Annotated in this window: 26 protein-coding genes and 2 pseudogenes; 25 read left to right on the top strand and 3 right to left on the bottom strand. The window is 68.6% G+C overall.

What is annotated here, in order from left to right:
• Nucleotides 1-353: pseudogene (locus N4P33_RS08655) on the bottom strand (hypothetical protein); the annotation flags it as partial.
• A 118-nt stretch (nt 354-471) separates the two neighbouring features.
• Nucleotides 472-1,425 (bottom strand): LysR family transcriptional regulator, encoded by a 954-nt coding sequence (locus N4P33_RS08650; protein ID WP_260825716.1) that lies wholly within the window; start codon nt 1,423-1,425, stop codon nt 472-474.
• Nucleotides 1,426-1,757: 332 nt separating this feature from the next.
• On the opposite strand from N4P33_RS08650, the gene gdhA reads away from it, so the two are divergent.
• Nucleotides 1,758-3,113 (top strand): NADP-specific glutamate dehydrogenase, encoded by a 1,356-nt coding sequence (gene gdhA / locus N4P33_RS08645; RefSeq protein ID WP_260825715.1) that lies wholly within the window; start codon nt 1,758-1,760, stop codon nt 3,111-3,113.
• 33 nt (nt 3,114-3,146) lie between these two features.
• Here gdhA and N4P33_RS08640 read toward each other — a convergent pair whose 3' ends face one another.
• Complete coding sequence (locus N4P33_RS08640) at nt 3,147-3,935, bottom strand: YqjF family protein (RefSeq protein ID WP_260825714.1); 789 nt, start codon at nt 3,933-3,935, stop codon at nt 3,147-3,149.
• Nucleotides 3,936-4,042: 107 nt separating this feature from the next.
• Here N4P33_RS08640 and N4P33_RS08635 point away from each other — a divergent pair, with 107 nt between their 5' ends.
• The 24 genes and pseudogenes from N4P33_RS08635 to rplO all read left to right on the top strand — a co-directional run bounded on the left by N4P33_RS08635 (nt 4,043) and on the right by rplO (nt 15,264).
• Nucleotides 4,043-4,375: a cupin domain-containing protein gene (locus N4P33_RS08635; protein ID WP_260825713.1), complete on the top strand. Its 333-nt coding sequence runs from the start codon at nt 4,043-4,045 to the stop codon at nt 4,373-4,375.
• A 43-nt stretch (nt 4,376-4,418) separates the two neighbouring features.
• A pseudogene (locus N4P33_RS08630) lies at nt 4,419-4,673 on the top strand (hypothetical protein); the annotation flags it as partial.
• A 52-nt stretch (nt 4,674-4,725) separates the two neighbouring features.
• A complete protein-coding gene (locus N4P33_RS08625; RefSeq protein ID WP_260825712.1) occupies nt 4,726-4,938 on the top strand; it encodes a hypothetical protein in 213 nt (70 codons plus the stop codon).
• Nucleotides 4,939-5,498: 560 nt separating this feature from the next.
• The gene (gene rpsJ, locus N4P33_RS08620) at nt 5,499-5,807 is read left to right on the top strand and encodes a 30S ribosomal protein S10 (protein WP_003948644.1); all 309 of its coding nucleotides are present in this window, start codon (nt 5,499-5,501) and stop codon (nt 5,805-5,807) included.
• An 18-nt stretch (nt 5,808-5,825) separates the two neighbouring features.
• On the top strand, nt 5,826-6,470 hold the full coding sequence (gene rplC, locus N4P33_RS08615) for a 50S ribosomal protein L3 (RefSeq protein WP_029380970.1): 645 nt from the start codon (nt 5,826-5,828) through the stop codon (nt 6,468-6,470).
• Between the two features lie 8 nt (nt 6,471-6,478).
• The gene (rplD, locus tag N4P33_RS08610; protein WP_260825711.1) at nt 6,479-7,138 is read left to right on the top strand and encodes a 50S ribosomal protein L4; all 660 of its coding nucleotides are present in this window, start codon (nt 6,479-6,481) and stop codon (nt 7,136-7,138) included.
• Nucleotides 7,138-7,557, top strand: a complete 420-nt coding sequence (gene rplW / locus N4P33_RS08605) for a 50S ribosomal protein L23 (RefSeq protein WP_260825710.1) — start codon at nt 7,138-7,140, stop codon at nt 7,555-7,557. Before rplD ends, rplW begins: the two co-directional genes overlap by 1 nt.
• A gap of 38 nt (nt 7,558-7,595) precedes the next feature.
• Nucleotides 7,596-8,432, top strand: coding sequence for a 50S ribosomal protein L2 (gene rplB, locus N4P33_RS08600; RefSeq protein ID WP_167991126.1), 837 nt, complete (start codon nt 7,596-7,598; stop codon nt 8,430-8,432).
• 12 nt (nt 8,433-8,444) lie between these two features.
• The gene (rpsS, locus tag N4P33_RS08595) at nt 8,445-8,726 is read left to right on the top strand and encodes a 30S ribosomal protein S19 (protein ID WP_260825709.1); all 282 of its coding nucleotides are present in this window, start codon (nt 8,445-8,447) and stop codon (nt 8,724-8,726) included.
• Between the two features lie 44 nt (nt 8,727-8,770).
• Nucleotides 8,771-9,118 (top strand): 50S ribosomal protein L22, encoded by a 348-nt coding sequence (gene rplV / locus N4P33_RS08590; protein ID WP_028420772.1) that lies wholly within the window; start codon nt 8,771-8,773, stop codon nt 9,116-9,118.
• A complete protein-coding gene (gene rpsC, locus N4P33_RS08585; RefSeq protein WP_260825708.1) occupies nt 9,118-9,945 on the top strand; it encodes a 30S ribosomal protein S3 in 828 nt (275 codons plus the stop codon). Before rplV ends, rpsC begins: the two co-directional genes overlap by 1 nt.
• Nucleotides 9,946-9,950: 5 nt before the next feature.
• On the top strand, nt 9,951-10,370 hold the full coding sequence (gene rplP, locus N4P33_RS08580; protein WP_029380975.1) for a 50S ribosomal protein L16: 420 nt from the start codon (nt 9,951-9,953) through the stop codon (nt 10,368-10,370).
• Nucleotides 10,370-10,594 (top strand): 50S ribosomal protein L29, encoded by a 225-nt coding sequence (gene rpmC / locus N4P33_RS08575; protein ID WP_007494763.1) that lies wholly within the window; start codon nt 10,370-10,372, stop codon nt 10,592-10,594. The genes rplP and rpmC overlap by 1 nt, the downstream gene beginning before the upstream one ends.
• Nucleotides 10,591-10,875, top strand: coding sequence for a 30S ribosomal protein S17 (gene rpsQ, locus N4P33_RS08570; RefSeq protein WP_004984524.1), 285 nt, complete (start codon nt 10,591-10,593; stop codon nt 10,873-10,875). The genes rpmC and rpsQ overlap by 4 nt, the downstream gene beginning before the upstream one ends.
• A 99-nt stretch (nt 10,876-10,974) precedes the next feature.
• On the top strand, nt 10,975-11,343 hold the full coding sequence (rplN, locus tag N4P33_RS08565; RefSeq protein WP_003998823.1) for a 50S ribosomal protein L14: 369 nt from the start codon (nt 10,975-10,977) through the stop codon (nt 11,341-11,343).
• A gap of 2 nt (nt 11,344-11,345) precedes the next feature.
• Nucleotides 11,346-11,669 (top strand): 50S ribosomal protein L24, encoded by a 324-nt coding sequence (gene rplX, locus N4P33_RS08560; RefSeq protein WP_196460383.1) that lies wholly within the window; start codon nt 11,346-11,348, stop codon nt 11,667-11,669.
• Nucleotides 11,669-12,226 carry a 50S ribosomal protein L5 gene (gene rplE, locus N4P33_RS08555; protein ID WP_141309629.1) on the top strand — a complete coding sequence of 186 codons (558 nt, stop codon included), beginning with the start codon at nt 11,669-11,671 and terminating at the stop codon, nt 12,224-12,226. The genes rplX and rplE overlap by 1 nt, the downstream gene beginning before the upstream one ends.
• Nucleotides 12,227-12,231: 5 nt before the next feature.
• Complete coding sequence (locus tag N4P33_RS08550) at nt 12,232-12,417, top strand: type Z 30S ribosomal protein S14 (protein WP_003948630.1); 186 nt, start codon at nt 12,232-12,234, stop codon at nt 12,415-12,417.
• Between the two features lie 212 nt (nt 12,418-12,629).
• Nucleotides 12,630-13,028: a 30S ribosomal protein S8 gene (gene rpsH / locus N4P33_RS08545; RefSeq protein ID WP_037887001.1), complete on the top strand. Its 399-nt coding sequence runs from the start codon at nt 12,630-12,632 to the stop codon at nt 13,026-13,028.
• Between the two features lie 24 nt (nt 13,029-13,052).
• The gene (gene rplF, locus N4P33_RS08540; RefSeq protein WP_260825707.1) at nt 13,053-13,592 is read left to right on the top strand and encodes a 50S ribosomal protein L6; all 540 of its coding nucleotides are present in this window, start codon (nt 13,053-13,055) and stop codon (nt 13,590-13,592) included.
• Nucleotides 13,593-13,595: 3 nt separating this feature from the next.
• A complete protein-coding gene (gene rplR / locus N4P33_RS08535) occupies nt 13,596-13,979 on the top strand; it encodes a 50S ribosomal protein L18 (RefSeq protein WP_004984518.1) in 384 nt (127 codons plus the stop codon).
• A gap of 36 nt (nt 13,980-14,015) precedes the next feature.
• Nucleotides 14,016-14,621: a 30S ribosomal protein S5 gene (rpsE, locus tag N4P33_RS08530; protein WP_019753099.1), complete on the top strand. Its 606-nt coding sequence runs from the start codon at nt 14,016-14,018 to the stop codon at nt 14,619-14,621.
• A gap of 2 nt (nt 14,622-14,623) precedes the next feature.
• Entirely contained in the window at nt 14,624-14,806 is a 183-nt protein-coding gene (gene rpmD, locus N4P33_RS08525; protein WP_004984515.1) for a 50S ribosomal protein L30, read from the top strand.
• A 2-nt stretch (nt 14,807-14,808) separates the two neighbouring features.
• The gene (gene rplO, locus N4P33_RS08520) at nt 14,809-15,264 is read left to right on the top strand and encodes a 50S ribosomal protein L15 (RefSeq protein ID WP_059127184.1); all 456 of its coding nucleotides are present in this window, start codon (nt 14,809-14,811) and stop codon (nt 15,262-15,264) included.
• The last annotated feature ends 185 nt before the right edge of the window (nt 15,265-15,449 follow it).

Here is a 15,449-nt window from a genome sequence, read left to right as displayed (position 1 = left end):
CGGCCCGCCGCGGCTCCGGCCTCGGCCTCGTTCACCAGGCGCCGCCCGGCCTGGGCGCGGTCCAGGCCAAGGTCGCGTTGCATGGCCTTGAGGAGGGCGGGCGGGGCGGCATCGGTGCGGAGGGTGCCGGCGGCGGAGAGGGCGGCCGGGGTGGTGGGGGCGGCCTGGTCGGACTGGGCGTTCGGGGTGGTGTGGGCGGTCGAGGTGGTCTGGGTGGTCTGGGCGGTCGCTGTCGTCGCGGTGGCCGCCGTTCCCGCGCTCGCGGAGCCGCTGAGCCCGGCCACGAGCAGCGCGGCGGTCGCCACGACGGCGGCGCCCACGGCCGCCGGGGCTCTGGTGTGTCGCTGGAGCATGGGGTGTCTCCTCGGTTTCGGTGGGGTGCCGAAACCGTAGGAAGCGGCAAGTGGCCGCCGTAAGCTGTCAGTTGACCCCCTGCCGCGCGTTATGGAACCCCATGGGACCCCAGAGCCGTCATGGCACCCGTGCCTGCCGCGCGAGCCACTGCGTGTAGCTGTCGCTGCGGGCCGCCACGCCCGCGTGGGCGAGGCGGGCCTGGGCGAGGACGGTGGCCGTGGTGTGCGGCTGCTGGGACGCCGTGTGCCAGCCCAGCAGATGACGCCAGGCCAGGGGAGTGCCGGCCAGGGGGCGGCTGACGATGCCGGGCGTGGTGGGGAAGGTCGCCCGGCACAGGCCGACCGCACGGCCCACCTGCACCAGGTGGACGAGGGAGGCGGTGTCCGTCTCGTACATACGGCTCGGGGTGAAACCGGCGCGGGCACAGGCGGCCGTGAAGCAGTCCCCGAAGCAGCCGTCGCCGGGGACGCAGGCCCACTCCTCGCCGGCCAGCTCGGTCAGGTCCACCTCGGCGCGGTCGGCGAGGGGATGCGTGTCCGGCAGCATCACGAACACCGGGTCCACGGCGACCTCGCGCCAGGTCAGCCCGTCGGCGCCGGGCGGTTCGGCGGAGCCGCAGGTGCCGGCGAGGGCGAAGTCGAGGCGGCCCTCGCCGAGCAGGGTGGCCAGTTCCCGCTCGGACCAGGAGGTGCAGGTGGTGACGCGGGCGTCGGGGACCACATGCGCCAGCCGGTCGACGAGGGCGCCGAGCAGCGGGCCGTGGGTCCCGCCGAGCCGGAAGCACGCCGTGGGGGTGCGTGGCGCCCGGGCGAAGCGCGCCGCCTCCTGCTGGAGTTCCGTCACCGCGGGCAGCACGATCCGGGTGCGCTCCAGCACCAACTCGCCCAGCGCGGTCGCCCGCACACCGTGCCGGCCCCGCTCGAACAGCTCACCCCCCAGGGCGCGTTCGATCCGCTTCAGCTGGGCACTCAGCGCGGGCTGCGCCAGCCCGAGCGCCGTCGCCGCCCTGGTGAGGCTTCCGGCCTCGGCAATCGCCCGGATCGTCTTCAGATGCCGCAACTCGAGCTCCATGAGGGGAGCTTGCGGCGGGGGAGGGGCGAGGGCAAGGGGTTGGTACGGACCTGATGGAGCGGCCGGGGTGCCGGCTTCCTGGTTTCGGCGCCTGCGCGAGGGCAACATGGGAGATCGGCCGTTTCTCGGGACACCCGCCTGAAACGGCCTCAGTCCTGCGCTCGGCAACGGTGCCGAGCGTCTGTCGTCCTGCGCTCGGCAACGGTGCCGAGCGTCTGTCGTCCTGCGCGCGGCAACCGTGCCGAGCGTCCGTCGCGGTTCGTGCGTACCTCTGTGCATGCGTACCGGGAGCAGCCGTGCCAGAAGGGGATCCTGTAGTGACACGACCCGTCATGAAGAGCGCACCGACCTCGCTCGACGAGCTCCGCGCCGAGATCGAGCACCGCAACCCCGCCCAGCCCGAGTTCCACCAGGCCGTGCGCGAGGTGCTGGAGACGCTCGCGCCGGTGCTGGCGGCGCGGCCCGAGTACGCGGAGCCGGGGCTGGTGGAGCGGCTGGTCGAGCCGGAACGGCAGATCATCTTCCGGGTGCCGTGGCAGGACGACCACGGCCGGGTCCACGTCAACCGGGGTTTCCGTGTGGAGTTCAACAGCGCGCTCGGCCCGTACAAGGGCGGCCTGCGCTTCCACCCCTCCGTGAACCTCGGCATCGTCAAGTTCCTCGGCTTCGAGCAGGTCTTCAAGAACGCGCTGACCGGTCTCGGTATCGGCGGCGGCAAGGGCGGCAGCGACTTCGATCCGCGGGGCCGCAGCGACGCCGAGGTCATGCGGTTCTGCCAGTCCTTCATGACCGAGCTGCACCGGCACATCGGCGAGCACACCGACGTCCCGGCCGGTGACATCGGCGTCGGCGGGCGCGAGATCGGCTACCTCTTCGGCCAGTACCGCCGGATCACCAACCGCTGGGAGGCCGGCGTCCTCACCGGCAAGGGCGCGGGCTGGGGCGGCTCGCTGATCCGCCCGGAGGCGACCGGGTACGGCAACGTGCTGTTCGCGGAGGCGATGCTGCGCGAGCGCGGGGAGGACCTGGAGGGGCGGACGGCGGTGGTCTCCGGCTCCGGGAACGTCGCGATCCACGCCATCCGCAAGCTGGCGGCCCTCGGCGCCAACCCGGTGACCTGCTCCGACTCCCGCGGCTATGTCGTCGACGAGAAGGGCATCGACGTGGAGCTGCTGCGCCAGATCAAGGAGGTCGAACGCGGCAGGGTGAGCGACTACGCGCAGCGCCGGGGCGCGTCGGCGCGGTTCGTGCCGGTCGAGCGGGGCCGGGTCTGGGAGGTCCCGGCGGACGTGGCCCTCCCGTCGGCCACGCAGAACGAGCTGAACGCCGAGGACGCCACCGCCCTCGTACGCAACGGCGTCAAGGCGGTCTCGGAGGGCGCGAACATGCCGACGACCCCGGAGGCCGTACGACTGCTCCAGCAGGCCGGCGTCGCCTTCGGCCCCGGCAAGGCGGCGAACGCGGGCGGGGTCGCGGTCAGCGCGCTGGAGATGGCGCAGAACGCGTCCCGTACGGCGTGGCCGGCCCAGCGGGTGGAGCAGGAGCTGGCCCGCATCATGACGGACATCCACGTCACCTGCGCGGAGACCGCCGAGCGCTACGGCGCCCCCGGCGACTACGTCACCGGCGCGAACATCGCGGGCTTCGAGCGGGTGGCGGACGCGATGCTGGCACAGGGGGTGATCTGACCCGGGCTGCCGGGTTGTTGGGTTCCCGCCGTGTCACGGTGTCCGGATGCCGCCGGGCCGGGCGGGCCGCCCGAACCGAGCGGAAACGCCCGGCGAGTACAGCACGCTGACGGGCTCCCCGACCGGCTCCGGGAGCCCGGCGGCCGCCACCAACTGATCGTTGAAGTCGATGAGTTGGGCCCGGTGGAGGGGCCAGCGCGGATGGGCGTTGGGCAGATACATCGACCGCCCGAAGAAGGCGCCGTGCATGCCCCAGCGGGCGGTCAGGAAGTGCTCCAGCTCGGTCGGCTCCTCGATCCGCTCGCCCACCCGTACGGTGATACGGCTCCCGGCGCCGCGCGGTCCGGGCCAGCGCCGGGAACTGGTGTACGTGACGGTGTCGGTGCCGTCGTACCGGATGTCCATCCGGGACCAGACGTACGGCATCCGGAACCCGAGACGCCCGACGGCGACGGGTATCAGCCGGGAGGCGTCCAGCGAGAGGAACACGACCCCGCGCCGCCCGTGCGCGTCCACGGAGTAGAGCCGGACGTTGGTCTCCGGGAAGGTGCCGAGATAGGGGACGCCGGGGAGGCCCAGCCACCCCACCCGGTGCATCCGGAAGGCGACGAGACCGACGTACGTGACGCCGTCGAGGGTGTCGGGGACGGTGCCCGCCGGCAGCAGCGCCGCCACGTCGGCCGGGTCGGCGGCCCAGTGCAGGAAGGTGAGGTCGAGCCAGGACTGGGTGAGCAGGGGGCGGGGGATGTGCCCGGGCGCGTCGGCGGTTATGGGCTGCGGGACGCCGCTGGGATACGGCTCCGGCGGGGGTGTCGACGGCACGGCGCAAGTATCACAGAGCCCGGGGGCGGCACGGGGCCCACGGTCCCTACGGCTCTACCCCACATGGCCCTGGTGCCGTTGATTCCGGCGTCGCGAAACTGGCCGGCATGCAGAAGGTCTCCCTCGACGCCCTCGCCCGCGAACACCTGGACCGCGCCGCCACGACGTCCCACGGCCGCAGCGCCACGACGGTCCACGGCGGCCACGAGAACGCCCTGCGCCAGACCCTCCTCGCCCTCACCGCCGGCACGTCCCTCGCCGACCACGAGAACCCCGGCGAGGCCACGGTCCTGATCCTCCGCGGACGCGTCCGCCTCACCAGCGGCGACACCTCCTGGGAGGCCCGCACCGGCGACCTGATCCTGATCCCGCCGGACCGGCACAGCCTGGAGGCGATGGAGGACTCGGCAGCACTACTGACGGTGGCGAAGCACGGCTAGCCGCATCACGGTCCCCTCCCGGCTGAACGGGGAGGCCGGCGTCATGGCTCGCTGCATGGAGGCGCTGACCGTCGAGCGGGGCGGTTTCCAGCCGGAGTTGGCCCCGCACCGGGAGACGTTCATCACCTTACTCCGGAAGGCGGCAGCGGACGCCTGGAAGTCCGGTGCGCTGTACTGCGGCTGCATGGCGGAGAGCTTCGGCGGTGACACCCCGATCACCGGCTCGGTGACGGTCTCCCTCGCCGGCGGTCGTACGAGCAAGGGCGACCCGCTCCCCACCGACCCGGCCGCCATCGCCGATCGACGGTGAGGACTGTCTGGATCTGCGCAGGTCGTCGAAGCCGAAAAAGGTGACCGGCGAGGTCAAGAAGGCGGTGTTCCGGCCCGAAGCCCTGCCGGGCCAGCTGCCGGCCTTCCGGCTGCCGCAGTTCCCCCGTGCCGTGCAGTGGAACGGCTGGGCGGTCGAGCGGCTGATCGAGCTCACGGGTGACGAGATCGAGGCCCGGCTGCTGTGGTCCGAGGGTCCGGCGGCCGTACGGCACCCGGATCCCTCGGGAATCTGACGGCACCAGAACCCCTGTGAGTTCTGAGGGCACCAGGATCCCTGGGGCATCTGAGGCCACCCAGACCCCCTGAGGGTGCCTGACGCCACCCGCACCCCCTGGGTGCCTGACGCCACCCCAATATCCGGGATGCCCAACCCCGCCGATCAAGCCCCGTCGCCCCGCGTTTGACCCGCGTCACTCCCGGGGTATTCTCTCCGGCTCGATTGGCGTCCGCACCGCCCCATATGGCAGACTGTCCGAGTTGCTCGGTCGAGTGTTGATGCTGCGCGCCTCCCGCCGGGAGGACCGGAAGCGAGTCCCACAGTACTCGTCGTCCCTGATCAGGGGCGGACGTACGGGAATCTTCCGGGAAGCGTGGGCGCGGCGCCGGCCAGGCGCCCGGTGGGCTTTCGCTCCCGGTCCGCGGTTCTGGTAGGGCCGTGTCAATCCCGCGGGGATGTTCGAACAAGGGACATCCATGTCAGCGGGAGTGCGACACGCCCGACCGCGTGGGTCGGAGGCGGGGCAGGAAACTCCGGGTTCCAGAGCGTAATGAGAGACAGGACTACGAAGTAGCCATGGCGGGACAGAAGATCCGCATCCGGCTCAAGGCCTACGACCACGAGGTCATCGACAGCTCGGCGAAGAAGATCGTCGAGACGGTGACCCGCACTGGTGCGTCGGTCGCGGGCCCGGTGCCGCTGCCCACTGAGAAGAACGTGTACTGCGTCATCAAGTCGCCGCACAAGTACAAGGACTCGCGCGAGCACTTCGAGATGCGCACGCACAAGCGCCTGATCGACATCCTCGACCCCACCCCCAAGACCGTTGACTCTCTGATGCGACTCGACCTCCCGGCCGGTGTCGACATCGAGATCAAGCTCTGAGGCGCGGTGATCTGAGAGATGGCTAAGCAGATCAAGGGCATCCTGGGCGAGAAGCTCGGTATGACGCAGGTGTGGGACGAGAACAACCGTGTTGTTCCGGTCACCGTCGTCAAGGCCGGGCCCAACGTCGTCACCCAGGTCCGTACGAACGACGTCGACGGCTACGAGTCCGTCCAGATCGCCTTCGGCGAGATCGACCCGCGCAAGGTGAACAAGCCCCTCAAGGGCCACTTCGCCAAGGCCGACGTCACCCCCCGTCGTCACCTCGTCGAGATCCGCACGTCGGACGCCTCCGAGTACACGCTCGGCCAGGAGATCACCGCCGAGGTGTTCGAGGCCGGCGTGAAGGTCGACGTGACCGGCAAGAGCAAGGGCAAGGGCTTCGCCGGTGTCATGAAGCGCCACAACTTCCGTGGCCTCGGCGCCGGACACGGCACCCAGCGCAAGCACCGCTCGCCCGGTTCCATCGGCGGCTGCGCCACCCCGGGCCGTGTGTTCAAGGGCCTCCGCATGGCGGGTCGCATGGGCAACGAGCGGGTCACCACCCAGAACCTGACCGTCCACGCCGTTGACGCGGAGAAGGGTCTGCTGCTCATCAAGGGCGCGGTTCCCGGTCCGAACGGCGGCCTCGTCCTGGTCCGCACCGCGGCCAAGGGGGCCTGAGGTAACCGATGAGCACTGTTGACATCCTTTCGCCGGCGGGCGACAAGGCCGGTACCGTCGAGCTCCCCGCGGAGATCTTCGGCGTTGAGAAGGTCAGCATCCCGCTGATCCACCAGGTCGTCGTCGCGCAGCTGGCCGCTGCCCGCCAGGGCACCCACAAGACCAAGACGCGCGGCGAGGTCCGCGGCGGTGGCAAGAAGCCGTACCGCCAGAAGGGCACCGGTCGCGCCCGTCAGGGTTCGACCCGCGCGCCGCAGTTCGCCGGTGGTGGCGTCGTGCACGGTCCCGTGCCGCGCGACTACTCGCAGCGCACCCCGAAGAAGATGAAGGCTGCCGCTCTGCGTCACGCCCTCACCGACCGGGCGCGTCACAACCGCATCCACGTCGTCACCGGCGTGATCGAGGGCGAGACGCCGTCCACGAAGGCCGCCAAGACGCTGTTCGGCAAGATCTCGGAGCGCAAGAACCTGCTCCTGGTCGTCGACCGCGCCGACGAGGCCGCGTGGCTGTCCGCCCGCAACCTGCCCCAGGTCCACATCCTGGAGCCGGGCCAGCTGAACACGTACGACGTTCTCGTCTCGGACGACGTGGTCTTCACCAAGGCCGCTTTCGAGTCCTTCGTCGCCGGCCCGAACAAGGCCAACGACAACGAAGGGAGCGAGGTCTGATGGCAGTCCGTCACCCCTCCATCGCCTCCAAGGCGGCCAAGAAGGCGAAGGAGGCGCGCCTGAAGAAGGCCCGCCGCCACGCCACCGAGGGCAAGAACACCGTCGTCACCCCGGCGAGCAAGGCGTACACGGACCCCCGTGACGTGCTGCTCAAGCCGGTCGTGTCCGAGAAGAGCTACGCGCTCATCGACGAGAACAAGTACACGTTCATCGTCGACCCGCGTGCCAACAAGACCCAGATCAAGGAGGCCGTGCAGTCGGTCTTCTCGGTCAAGGTCACCGGGGTCAACACGATCAACCGCGTCGGCAAGCGCAAGCGGACCCGCACGGGCTTCGGCCAGCGTGCCGCCACCAAGCGCGCGATCGTGACCCTCGCCGAGGGCGACCGTATCGACATCTTCGGCGGTCCGACCGCGTAAGCGGTCAGGATCGTTCGATATCGGACGAGGACTGAGAAATGGGTATCCGCAAGTACAAGCCGACGACTCCGGGCCGTCGTGGCTCCAGCGTCGCCGACTTCGTCGAGGTCACGCGGTCCACGCCGGAGAAGTCGCTGGTCCGTCCCCTGCACAGCAAGGGCGGCCGTAACAATTCCGGTCGTGTGACCGTCCGCCACCAGGGCGGTGGCCACAAGCGCGCCTACCGCGTGATCGACTTCCGTCGTCACGACAAGGACGGCGTGCCGGCGAAGGTCGCGCACATCGAGTACGACCCCAACCGCACCGCGCGCATCGCGCTCCTGCACTACGCGGACGGCGAGAAGCGCTACATCCTCGCGCCGCGTGGCCTGAACCAGGGCGACCGCGTCGAGAACGGTCCCGGGGCCGACATCAAGCCGGGCAACAACCTCGCCCTGCGCAACATCCCGGTCGGTACGACGCTGCACGCCATCGAGCTGCGTCCCGGCGGCGGCGCCAAGTTCGCCCGCTCCGCCGGCGCCTCGGTGCAGCTGCTCGCGAAGGAGGGCTCCATGGCCCACCTGCGCATGCCGTCCGGTGAGATCCGCCTGGTCGACGTCCGCTGCCGCGCCACCGTCGGCGAGGTCGGCAACGCCGAGCAGAGCAACATCAACTGGGGCAAGGCCGGCCGTAAGCGGTGGCTGGGCGTTCGCCCGACCGTCCGTGGTGTGGTCATGAACCCGGTGGACCACCCGCACGGTGGTGGTGAGGGCCGGACCTCCGGTGGTCGCCACCCTGTGTCCCCGTGGGGCAAGAAGGAAGGCCGTACTCGTTCGCCCAAGAAGGCGTCGAACAAGTACATCGTCCGCCGCCGCAAGACGAACAAGAAGCGCTAAGGACGGGTTGAGATGCCTCGTAGCTTGAAGAAGGGACCCTTCGTCGACGACCACCTGATGAAGAAGGTGGAAGCTCAGAACGAAGCCGGTACCAAGAACGTCATCAAGACCTGGTCCCGTCGCTCGATGATCGTGCCGGCCATGCTCGGCCACACGCTCGCGGTGCACAACGGCAAGACCCACATCCCGGTGTTTGTCACCGAGTCGATGGTCGGCCACAAGCTCGGCGAGTTCTCGCCGACGCGCACCTTCCGGGGTCACGTCAAGGAAGACCGGAAGTCGAAGCGCCGCTAGTCAGCGGGGTGTGAATGACCATGACAAACACTGAAGGGACAACCATGGAAGCCAGGGCCCAGGCGCGGTACATCCGCGTCACGCCCATGAAGGCCCGCCGCGTGGTGGACCTCATCCGTGGCATGGATGCCACGGAGGCTCAGGCGGTCCTGCGTTTCGCCCCGCAGGCCGCGAGCGTGCCGGTCGGCAAGGTGCTGGACAGCGCCATTGCCAACGCCGCGCACAACTACGACCACACCGATGTCGACAGCCTCTACATCTCCGAGGCCTACGTCGACGAAGGCCCGACCCTGAAGCGGTTCCGTCCGCGCGCCCAGGGCCGTGCCTACCGGATCCGCAAGCGGACCAGCCACATCACCGTGGTCGTCAGCAGCAAGGAAGGAACCCGGTAATGGGCCAGAAGGTAAACCCGCACGGGTTCCGGCTCGGTGTCACGACCGACTTCAAGTCGCGTTGGTACGCCGACAAGCTGTACAAGGACTACGTCAAGGAAGACGTCGCCATCCGCCGGATGATGACGTCCGGCATGGAGCGCGCCGGCATCTCCAAGGTCGAGATCGAGCGCACCCGTGACCGCGTCCGCGTGGACATCCACACGGCCCGTCCGGGCATCGTCATCGGCCGCCGTGGCGCCGAGGCCGACCGCATCCGCGGTGACCTCGAGAAGCTCACCGGCAAGCAGGTCCAGCTGAACATCCTCGAGGTCAAGAACCCCGAGACCGACGCTCAGCTGGTCGCCCAGGCCGTCGCCGAGCAGCTCTCCTCCCGCGTCTCCTTCCGCCGCGCCATGCGCAAGAGCATGCAGTCGGCGATGAAGGCGGGCGCCAAGGGCATCAAGATCCAGTGCGGTGGCCGCCTCGGCGGCGCCGAGATGTCCCGCTCGGAGTTCTACCGCGAGGGCCGCGTGCCCCTGCACACGCTCCGCGCGAACGTGGACTACGGCTTCTTCGAGGCCAAGACGACCTTCGGCCGCATCGGTGTGAAGGTCTGGATCTACAAGGGCGACGTCAAGAACATCGCCGAGGTCCGCGCCGAGAACGCTGCCGCCCGTGCGGGTAACCGCCCGGCCCGCGGTGGCGGCTCCGACCGCCCGGCCCGTGGTGGCCGCGGTGGCGAGCGGCGCGGTCGCAAGCCGCAGCAGCAGGCTCCGGCCGCCGAGGCCCCCAAGGCCGACGCGCCCGCCGCCGCTCCGGCTGAGAGCACCGGAACGGAGGCCTGACCACCATGCTGATCCCCCGTAGGGTCAAGCACCGCAAGCAGCACCACCCCAAGCGCAACGGCATGTCCAAGGGTGGCACGCAGGTTGCGTTCGGCGAGTACGGCATCCAGGCGCTGACCCCGGCGTACGTCACGAACCGCCAGATCGAGGCGGCTCGTATCGCCATGACCCGTCACATCAAGCGTGGCGGCAAGGTCTGGATCAACATCTACCCGGACCGCCCGCTGACGAAGAAGCCGGCCGAGACCCGCATGGGTTCCGGTAAGGGTTCTCCGGAGTGGTGGGTGGCCAACGTCAAGCCCGGACGCGTGATGTTCGAGCTGTCGTACCCCAACGAGAAGATCGCCCGTGAGGCGCTGACCCGTGCGGCCCACAAGCTGCCGATGAAGTGCCGGATCGTCAAGCGCGAGGCAGGTGAAGCGTGATGTCGGCCGGTACCAAGGCGTCCGAGCTGCGCGAGCTGGGCAACGAGGAGCTTCTGGCGAAGCTCCGCGAGGCCAAGGAAGAGCTGTTCAACCTCCGCTTCCAGGCGGCGACGGGTCAGCTCGAGAACCACGGCCGGCTGAAGGCCGTCCGTAAGGACATCGCGCGGATCTACACCCTGATGCGCGAGCGCGAGCTGGGCATCGAAACGGTGGAGAACGCATGAGCGAGAACAACGTGACTGAGAACACCGAAGCCCGCGGCTTCCGCAAGACCCGTGAGGGTCTGGTCGTCAGCGACAAGATGGACAAGACCGTCGTCGTCGCCGTCGAGGACCGTGTGAAGCACGCGCTGTACGGCAAGGTCATCCGCCGTACGAACAAGCTCAAGGCGCACGACGAGCAGAACGCCGCGGGTGTCGGCGACCGCGTCCTCCTCATGGAGACCCGGCCGCTGTCCGCGACGAAGCGCTGGCGCGTCGTCGAGATCCTCGAGAAGGCCAAGTAAATCTCCTGCGGGGCATTCCTCGCAGGACAGTTCCGCCAGGCTCCGGGAGCCGCTCGCTGAGCGGCTCCCGGGGAACCGGCAGACATTCAGGAGATAGACGTGATCCAGCAGGAGTCGCGACTGCGTGTCGCCGACAACACTGGTGCGAAGGAGATCCTTTGCATCCGTGTGCTCGGTGGCTCCGGTCGCCGCTACGCGGGCATCGGTGACGTCATCGTCGCCACCGTCAAGGACGCGATCCCCGGTGGCAACGTGAAGAAGGGTGACGTCGTCAAGGCGGTCATCGTTCGCACCGTCAAGGAGCGCCGCCGTCCGGACGGCTCGTACATCCGCTTCGACGAGAACGCCGCCGTCATTCTGAAGAACGACGGCGACCCTCGCGGCACCCGTATTTTCGGCCCCGTGGGCCGTGAGCTGCGCGAGAAGAAGTTCATGAAGATCATCTCCCTCGCGCCGGAGGTGCTGTGAGCATGAAGATCAAGAAGGGCGACCTGGTCCAGGTCATCACCGGCAAGGACAAGGGCAAGCAGGGCAAGGTCATTGCCGCTTACCCGCGCGAGGAGCGCGTCCTGGTCGAGGGTGTCAACCGGGTCAAGAAGCACACCAAGGCCGGTCCGACGGCTCGCGGTTCGCAGGCCGGCGGCATCGTCACCACCGAGGCGCCGATCCACGTCTCCAACGTCCAGCTGGTCGTGGAGAAGGACGGCAAGAAGGTCGTGACCCGCGTCGGTTACCGCTTCGACGAAGAGGGCAACAAGATCCGCGTTGCCAAGCGGACGGGTGAGGACATCTGATGACGACCACCACCACTCCGCGCCTGAAGACGAAGTACCGCGAGGAGATCGTCGGCAAGCTGCGTGACGAGTTCAAGTACGAGAACGTCATGCAGGTTCCGGGCCTCGTCAAGATCGTGGTCAACATGGGTGTGGGCGACGCCGCCCGCGACTCCAAGCTGATCGAGGGCGCCATCCGCGACCTCACCACGATCACCGGTCAGAAGCCGGCCGTCACCAAGGCCCGCAAGTCCATCGCGCAGTTCAAGCTGCGTGAGGGCCAGCCGATCGGTGCCCACGTCACGCTCCGTGGCGACCGCATGTGGGAGTTCCTGGACCGCACCCTGTCGCTCGCGCTGCCGCGCATCCGCGACTTCCGCGGCCTGTCCCCCAAGCAGTTCGACGGCCGTGGCAACTACACCTTCGGTCTCACGGAGCAGGTCATGTTCCACGAGATCGACCAGGACAAGATCGACCGCGTCCGGGGTATGGACATCACCGTGGTGACCACGGCGACCAACGACGCTGAGGGCCGTGCGCTCCTTCGTCACCTCGGCTTCCCCTTCAAGGAGGCGTGAGCGAGATGGCGAAGAAGGCTCTGATTGCCAAGGCTGCTCGCAAGCCCAAGTTCGGTGTGCGTGGCTACACCCGCTGCCAGCGCTGCGGCCGTCCGCACTCCGTGTACCGCAAGTTCGGCCTGTGCCGCGTGTGCCTTCGTGAGATGGCTCACCGTGGCGAGCTGCCGGGCGTGACCAAGAGCTCCTGGTAATCCCCCTCATCAGGGATTCTCAGGGCTCTCGGTAAGCAAAGGGTCTGGTCAGGGGCCCACCTCTCCATGGCTTAGGCTAGGAGGGTTGGGCGCCCTGACGCCCGTACGACTTACTACGCCGTAGGTCCACCGCGCCGCACCCGTCCCGTCTCGGATCGGGGAGAGGGATGGCGCACCAGGAAACCCCGGCGAGAGAGGCCGAAGGCCAATTCATGACCATGACTGATCCGATCGCAGACATGCTGACGCGTCTGCGGAACGCGAACTCGGCATACCACGACACCGTGTCGATGCCGCACTCCAAGATCAAGTCGCACATCGCGGAGATCCTCCAGCAGGAGGGCTTCATCACGGGCTGGCGCGTCGAGGACGCCGAGGTCGGCAAGAACCTCGTCCTCGAGCTGAAGTTCGGCCCGAACCGTGAGCGCTCCATCGCGGGCATCAAGCGGATCTCCAAGCCCGGTCTCCGGGTGTACGCGAAGTCCACCAACCTGCCGAAGGTGCTGGGCGGCCTCGGCGTGGCGATCATCTCCACGTCGCACGGGCTCCTCACCGACAAGCAGGCCGGCAAGAAGGGCGTGGGTGGGGAAGTCCTCGCCTACGTCTGGTAGCAGAAGGGAACGGAGGAAACAGCTATGTCGCGCATCGGCAAGCTCCCCATCGCGGTTCCCGCCGGCGTGGACGTCACCATCGACGGCCAGACGGTCTCGGTCAAGGGTCCCAAGGGCTCGCTGACCCACACCGTCGTGGCGCCGATCGAGATCGCCAAGGGTGAGGACGGCGTCCTGAACGTCACCCGCCCCAACGACGAGCGTCAGAACAAGGCCCTGCACGGCCTGTCCCGCACGCTGGTGGCGAACATGATCACCGGCGTGACCCAGGGTTACGTGAAGAAGCTCGAGATCAGCGGTGTCGGTTACCGCGTTGTCGCCAAGGGTTCGAACCTGGAGTTCTCCCTCGGCTACAGCCACCCGATCACGGTCGAGGCCCCCGAGGGCATCACCTTCAAGGTGGAGTCCCCGACCCGTTTCTCGGTCGAGGGCATCGACAAGCAGAAGGTCGGCGAGGTTGCGGCCAACATCCGCAAGCTGCGCAAGCCCGACCCGTACAAGGCCAAGGGCGTCAAGTACGAGGGCGAAGTCATCCGCCGCAAGGTCGGAAAGGCGGGTAAGTAAGCCATGGCATACGGGCAGAAGATCCTCAAGGGCGACGCCTACAAGCGTGCTGCGATCAAGCGTCGTCACATCCGGATCCGCAAGAAGGTCGCCGGCACCGCCGAGCGTCCTCGCCTGGTCGTGACTCGTTCCAACCGCCACATCGTGGCGCAGGTGATCGACGACCTGAAGGGCCACACCCTGGCGTCGGCGTCCACCCTGGACGCGTCGATCCGCGGTGGCGAGGGCGACAAGTCCGCGCAGGCCAAGCAGGTCGGCGCCCTGGTCGCCGAGCGTGCCAAGGCCGCCGGTGTCGAGGCCGTCGTGTTCGACCGTGGTGGCAACCAGTACGCCGGGCGCATCGCCGCCCTGGCCGACGCCGCCCGCGAAGCCGGGCTCAAGTTCTGAGCCGCTTGTAGCTAGCGGAAAGAGAGAGGTAATCCAATGGCTGGACCCCAGCGCCGCGGAAGCGGTGCCGGTGGCGGCGAGCGGCGGGACCGGAAGGGCCGTGACGGCGGCGCTGCTGCCGCCGAGAAGACCGCGTACGTTGAGCGCGTCGTCGCGATCAACCGCGTCGCCAAGGTTGTGAAGGGTGGTCGTCGCTTCAGCTTCACCGCGCTGGTCGTGGTGGGCGACGGTGACGGCACCGTGGGTGTCGGATACGGCAAGGCCAAGGAGGTGCCGGCCGCCATCGCCAAGGGCGTTGAGGAGGCCAAGAAGCACTTCTTCAAGGTCCCCCGGATCCAGGGCACCATCCCGCACCCCATCCAGGGTGAGAAGGCGGCCGGTGTCGTGCTGCTCAAGCCGGCGTCGCCGGGTACCGGTGTGATCGCCGGTGGTCCGGTGCGTGCCGTGCTCGAGTGCGCCGGTATCCACGACGTGCTGTCGAAGTCGCTCGGCTCCGACAACGCCATCAACATCGTGCACGCGACCGTGGAGGCCCTGAAGGGCCTGCAGCGTCCCGAGGAGATCGCGGCCCGCCGCGGTCTGCCGCTCGAGGACGTCGCCCCCGCGGCTCTGCTGCGTGCGCGTGCCGGGGCGGGTGCGTAATCATGGCGCAGCTCAAGATCACGCAGGTCAAGTCCTACATCGGCAGCAAGCAGAACCACCGTGACACCCTGCGTTCGCTTGGCCTCAAGAAGGTCAACGACGTGGTCGTCAAGGAGGACCGCCCCGAGTTCCGCGGCATGGTGCACACCGTCCGCCACCTCGTGACGGTCGAGGAGGTCGACTGATCATGGCGGAGCAGAACCCGCTGAAGATCCACAACCTCCGTCCCGCCCCCGGCGCCAAGACCGCCAAGACCCGTGTCGGTCGTGGTGAGGCGTCGAAGGGTAAGACGGCCGGTCGTGGTACGAAGGGTACGAAGGCCCGCTACCAGGTTCCGGAGCGCTTCGAGGGCGGCCAGATGCCGCTGCACATGCGCCTCCCGAAGCTGAAGGGCTTCAAGAACCCGTTCAAGACCGAGTACCAGGTCGTGAACCTCGACAAGCTGGCCGCGCTCTACCCCGAGGGTGGCGAGGTCACCGTCGAGGGTCTGGTGGCCAAGGGTGCCGTTCGCAAGAACGCGCTCGTCAAGGTCCTCGGCCAGGGCGAGATCTCCGTGGCGCTGCAGGTGACGGTCGACGCCGTCTCCGGCTCCGCCAAGGAGAAGATCACCGCCGCCGGCGGTACCGTCACCGAGCTCGTCTGAACCCATCAGGCGTCTTGATGACTTGAGCGATCCCGACCGGGGATGCCCCACAAATGGGGCATCCCCGGTTGGTCGTTCCTAGGGCGGCAGTCTCGCCGGTAAGGTGACCTGCACTGCCCACTTTTCCCGGGCGCCTCATACGGGGCACTCGGGGCGGCAGTTGACCGTTACGTATTCGTCCTTAG

This window comes from Streptomyces sp. 15-116A, from assembly GCF_025290915.1.
Taxonomy (GTDB): Bacteria; Actinomycetota; Actinomycetes; order Streptomycetales; family Streptomycetaceae; genus Streptomyces.
The sequence above is the reverse complement of the archived record's forward strand: the minus strand, read 5'-3'. Positions and strand labels throughout refer to the sequence as shown.

Bases quoted from the DNA above. Each gene is read 5' to 3' on its own strand.
- gdhA (WP_260825715.1), top strand. From the start codon at position 1,758: ATGAAGAGCGCACCGACCTCGCTCGACGAGCTCCGCGCCGAGATCGAG.
- rpsJ (WP_003948644.1), top strand. From the start codon at position 5,499: ATGGCGGGACAGAAGATCCGCATCCGGCTCAAGGCCTACGACCACGAG.
- rplB (WP_167991126.1), top strand. From the start codon at position 7,596: ATGGGTATCCGCAAGTACAAGCCGACGACTCCGGGCCGTCGTGGCTCC.
- rplD (WP_260825711.1), top strand. From the start codon at position 6,479: ATGAGCACTGTTGACATCCTTTCGCCGGCGGGCGACAAGGCCGGTACC.
- rpsE (WP_019753099.1), top strand. From the start codon at position 14,016: ATGGCTGGACCCCAGCGCCGCGGAAGCGGTGCCGGTGGCGGCGAGCGG.
- N4P33_RS08650 (WP_260825716.1), bottom strand. From the start codon at position 1,425: ATGGAGCTCGAGTTGCGGCATCTGAAGACGATCCGGGCGATTGCCGAG.
- rpsH (WP_037887001.1), top strand. From the start codon at position 12,630: ATGACCATGACTGATCCGATCGCAGACATGCTGACGCGTCTGCGGAAC.
- rplC (WP_029380970.1), top strand. From the start codon at position 5,826: ATGGCTAAGCAGATCAAGGGCATCCTGGGCGAGAAGCTCGGTATGACG.
- N4P33_RS08635 (WP_260825713.1), top strand. From the start codon at position 4,043: ATGCAGAAGGTCTCCCTCGACGCCCTCGCCCGCGAACACCTGGACCGC.
- rpmD (WP_004984515.1), top strand. From the start codon at position 14,624: ATGGCGCAGCTCAAGATCACGCAGGTCAAGTCCTACATCGGCAGCAAG.
- rpsC (WP_260825708.1), top strand. From the start codon at position 9,118: ATGGGCCAGAAGGTAAACCCGCACGGGTTCCGGCTCGGTGTCACGACC.
- rplV (WP_028420772.1), top strand. From the start codon at position 8,771: ATGGAAGCCAGGGCCCAGGCGCGGTACATCCGCGTCACGCCCATGAAG.
- rpmC (WP_007494763.1), top strand. From the start codon at position 10,370: ATGTCGGCCGGTACCAAGGCGTCCGAGCTGCGCGAGCTGGGCAACGAG.
- rpsS (WP_260825709.1), top strand. From the start codon at position 8,445: ATGCCTCGTAGCTTGAAGAAGGGACCCTTCGTCGACGACCACCTGATG.
- rplW (WP_260825710.1), top strand. From the start codon at position 7,138: ATGGCAGTCCGTCACCCCTCCATCGCCTCCAAGGCGGCCAAGAAGGCG.
- rplF (WP_260825707.1), top strand. From the start codon at position 13,053: ATGTCGCGCATCGGCAAGCTCCCCATCGCGGTTCCCGCCGGCGTGGAC.
- rplP (WP_029380975.1), top strand. From the start codon at position 9,951: ATGCTGATCCCCCGTAGGGTCAAGCACCGCAAGCAGCACCACCCCAAG.
- rplE (WP_141309629.1), top strand. From the start codon at position 11,669: ATGACGACCACCACCACTCCGCGCCTGAAGACGAAGTACCGCGAGGAG.
- rplR (WP_004984518.1), top strand. From the start codon at position 13,596: ATGGCATACGGGCAGAAGATCCTCAAGGGCGACGCCTACAAGCGTGCT.
- rplO (WP_059127184.1), top strand. From the start codon at position 14,809: ATGGCGGAGCAGAACCCGCTGAAGATCCACAACCTCCGTCCCGCCCCC.
- rpsQ (WP_004984524.1), top strand. From the start codon at position 10,591: ATGAGCGAGAACAACGTGACTGAGAACACCGAAGCCCGCGGCTTCCGC.
- rplX (WP_196460383.1), top strand. From the start codon at position 11,346: ATGAAGATCAAGAAGGGCGACCTGGTCCAGGTCATCACCGGCAAGGAC.
- N4P33_RS08550 (WP_003948630.1), top strand. From the start codon at position 12,232: ATGGCGAAGAAGGCTCTGATTGCCAAGGCTGCTCGCAAGCCCAAGTTC.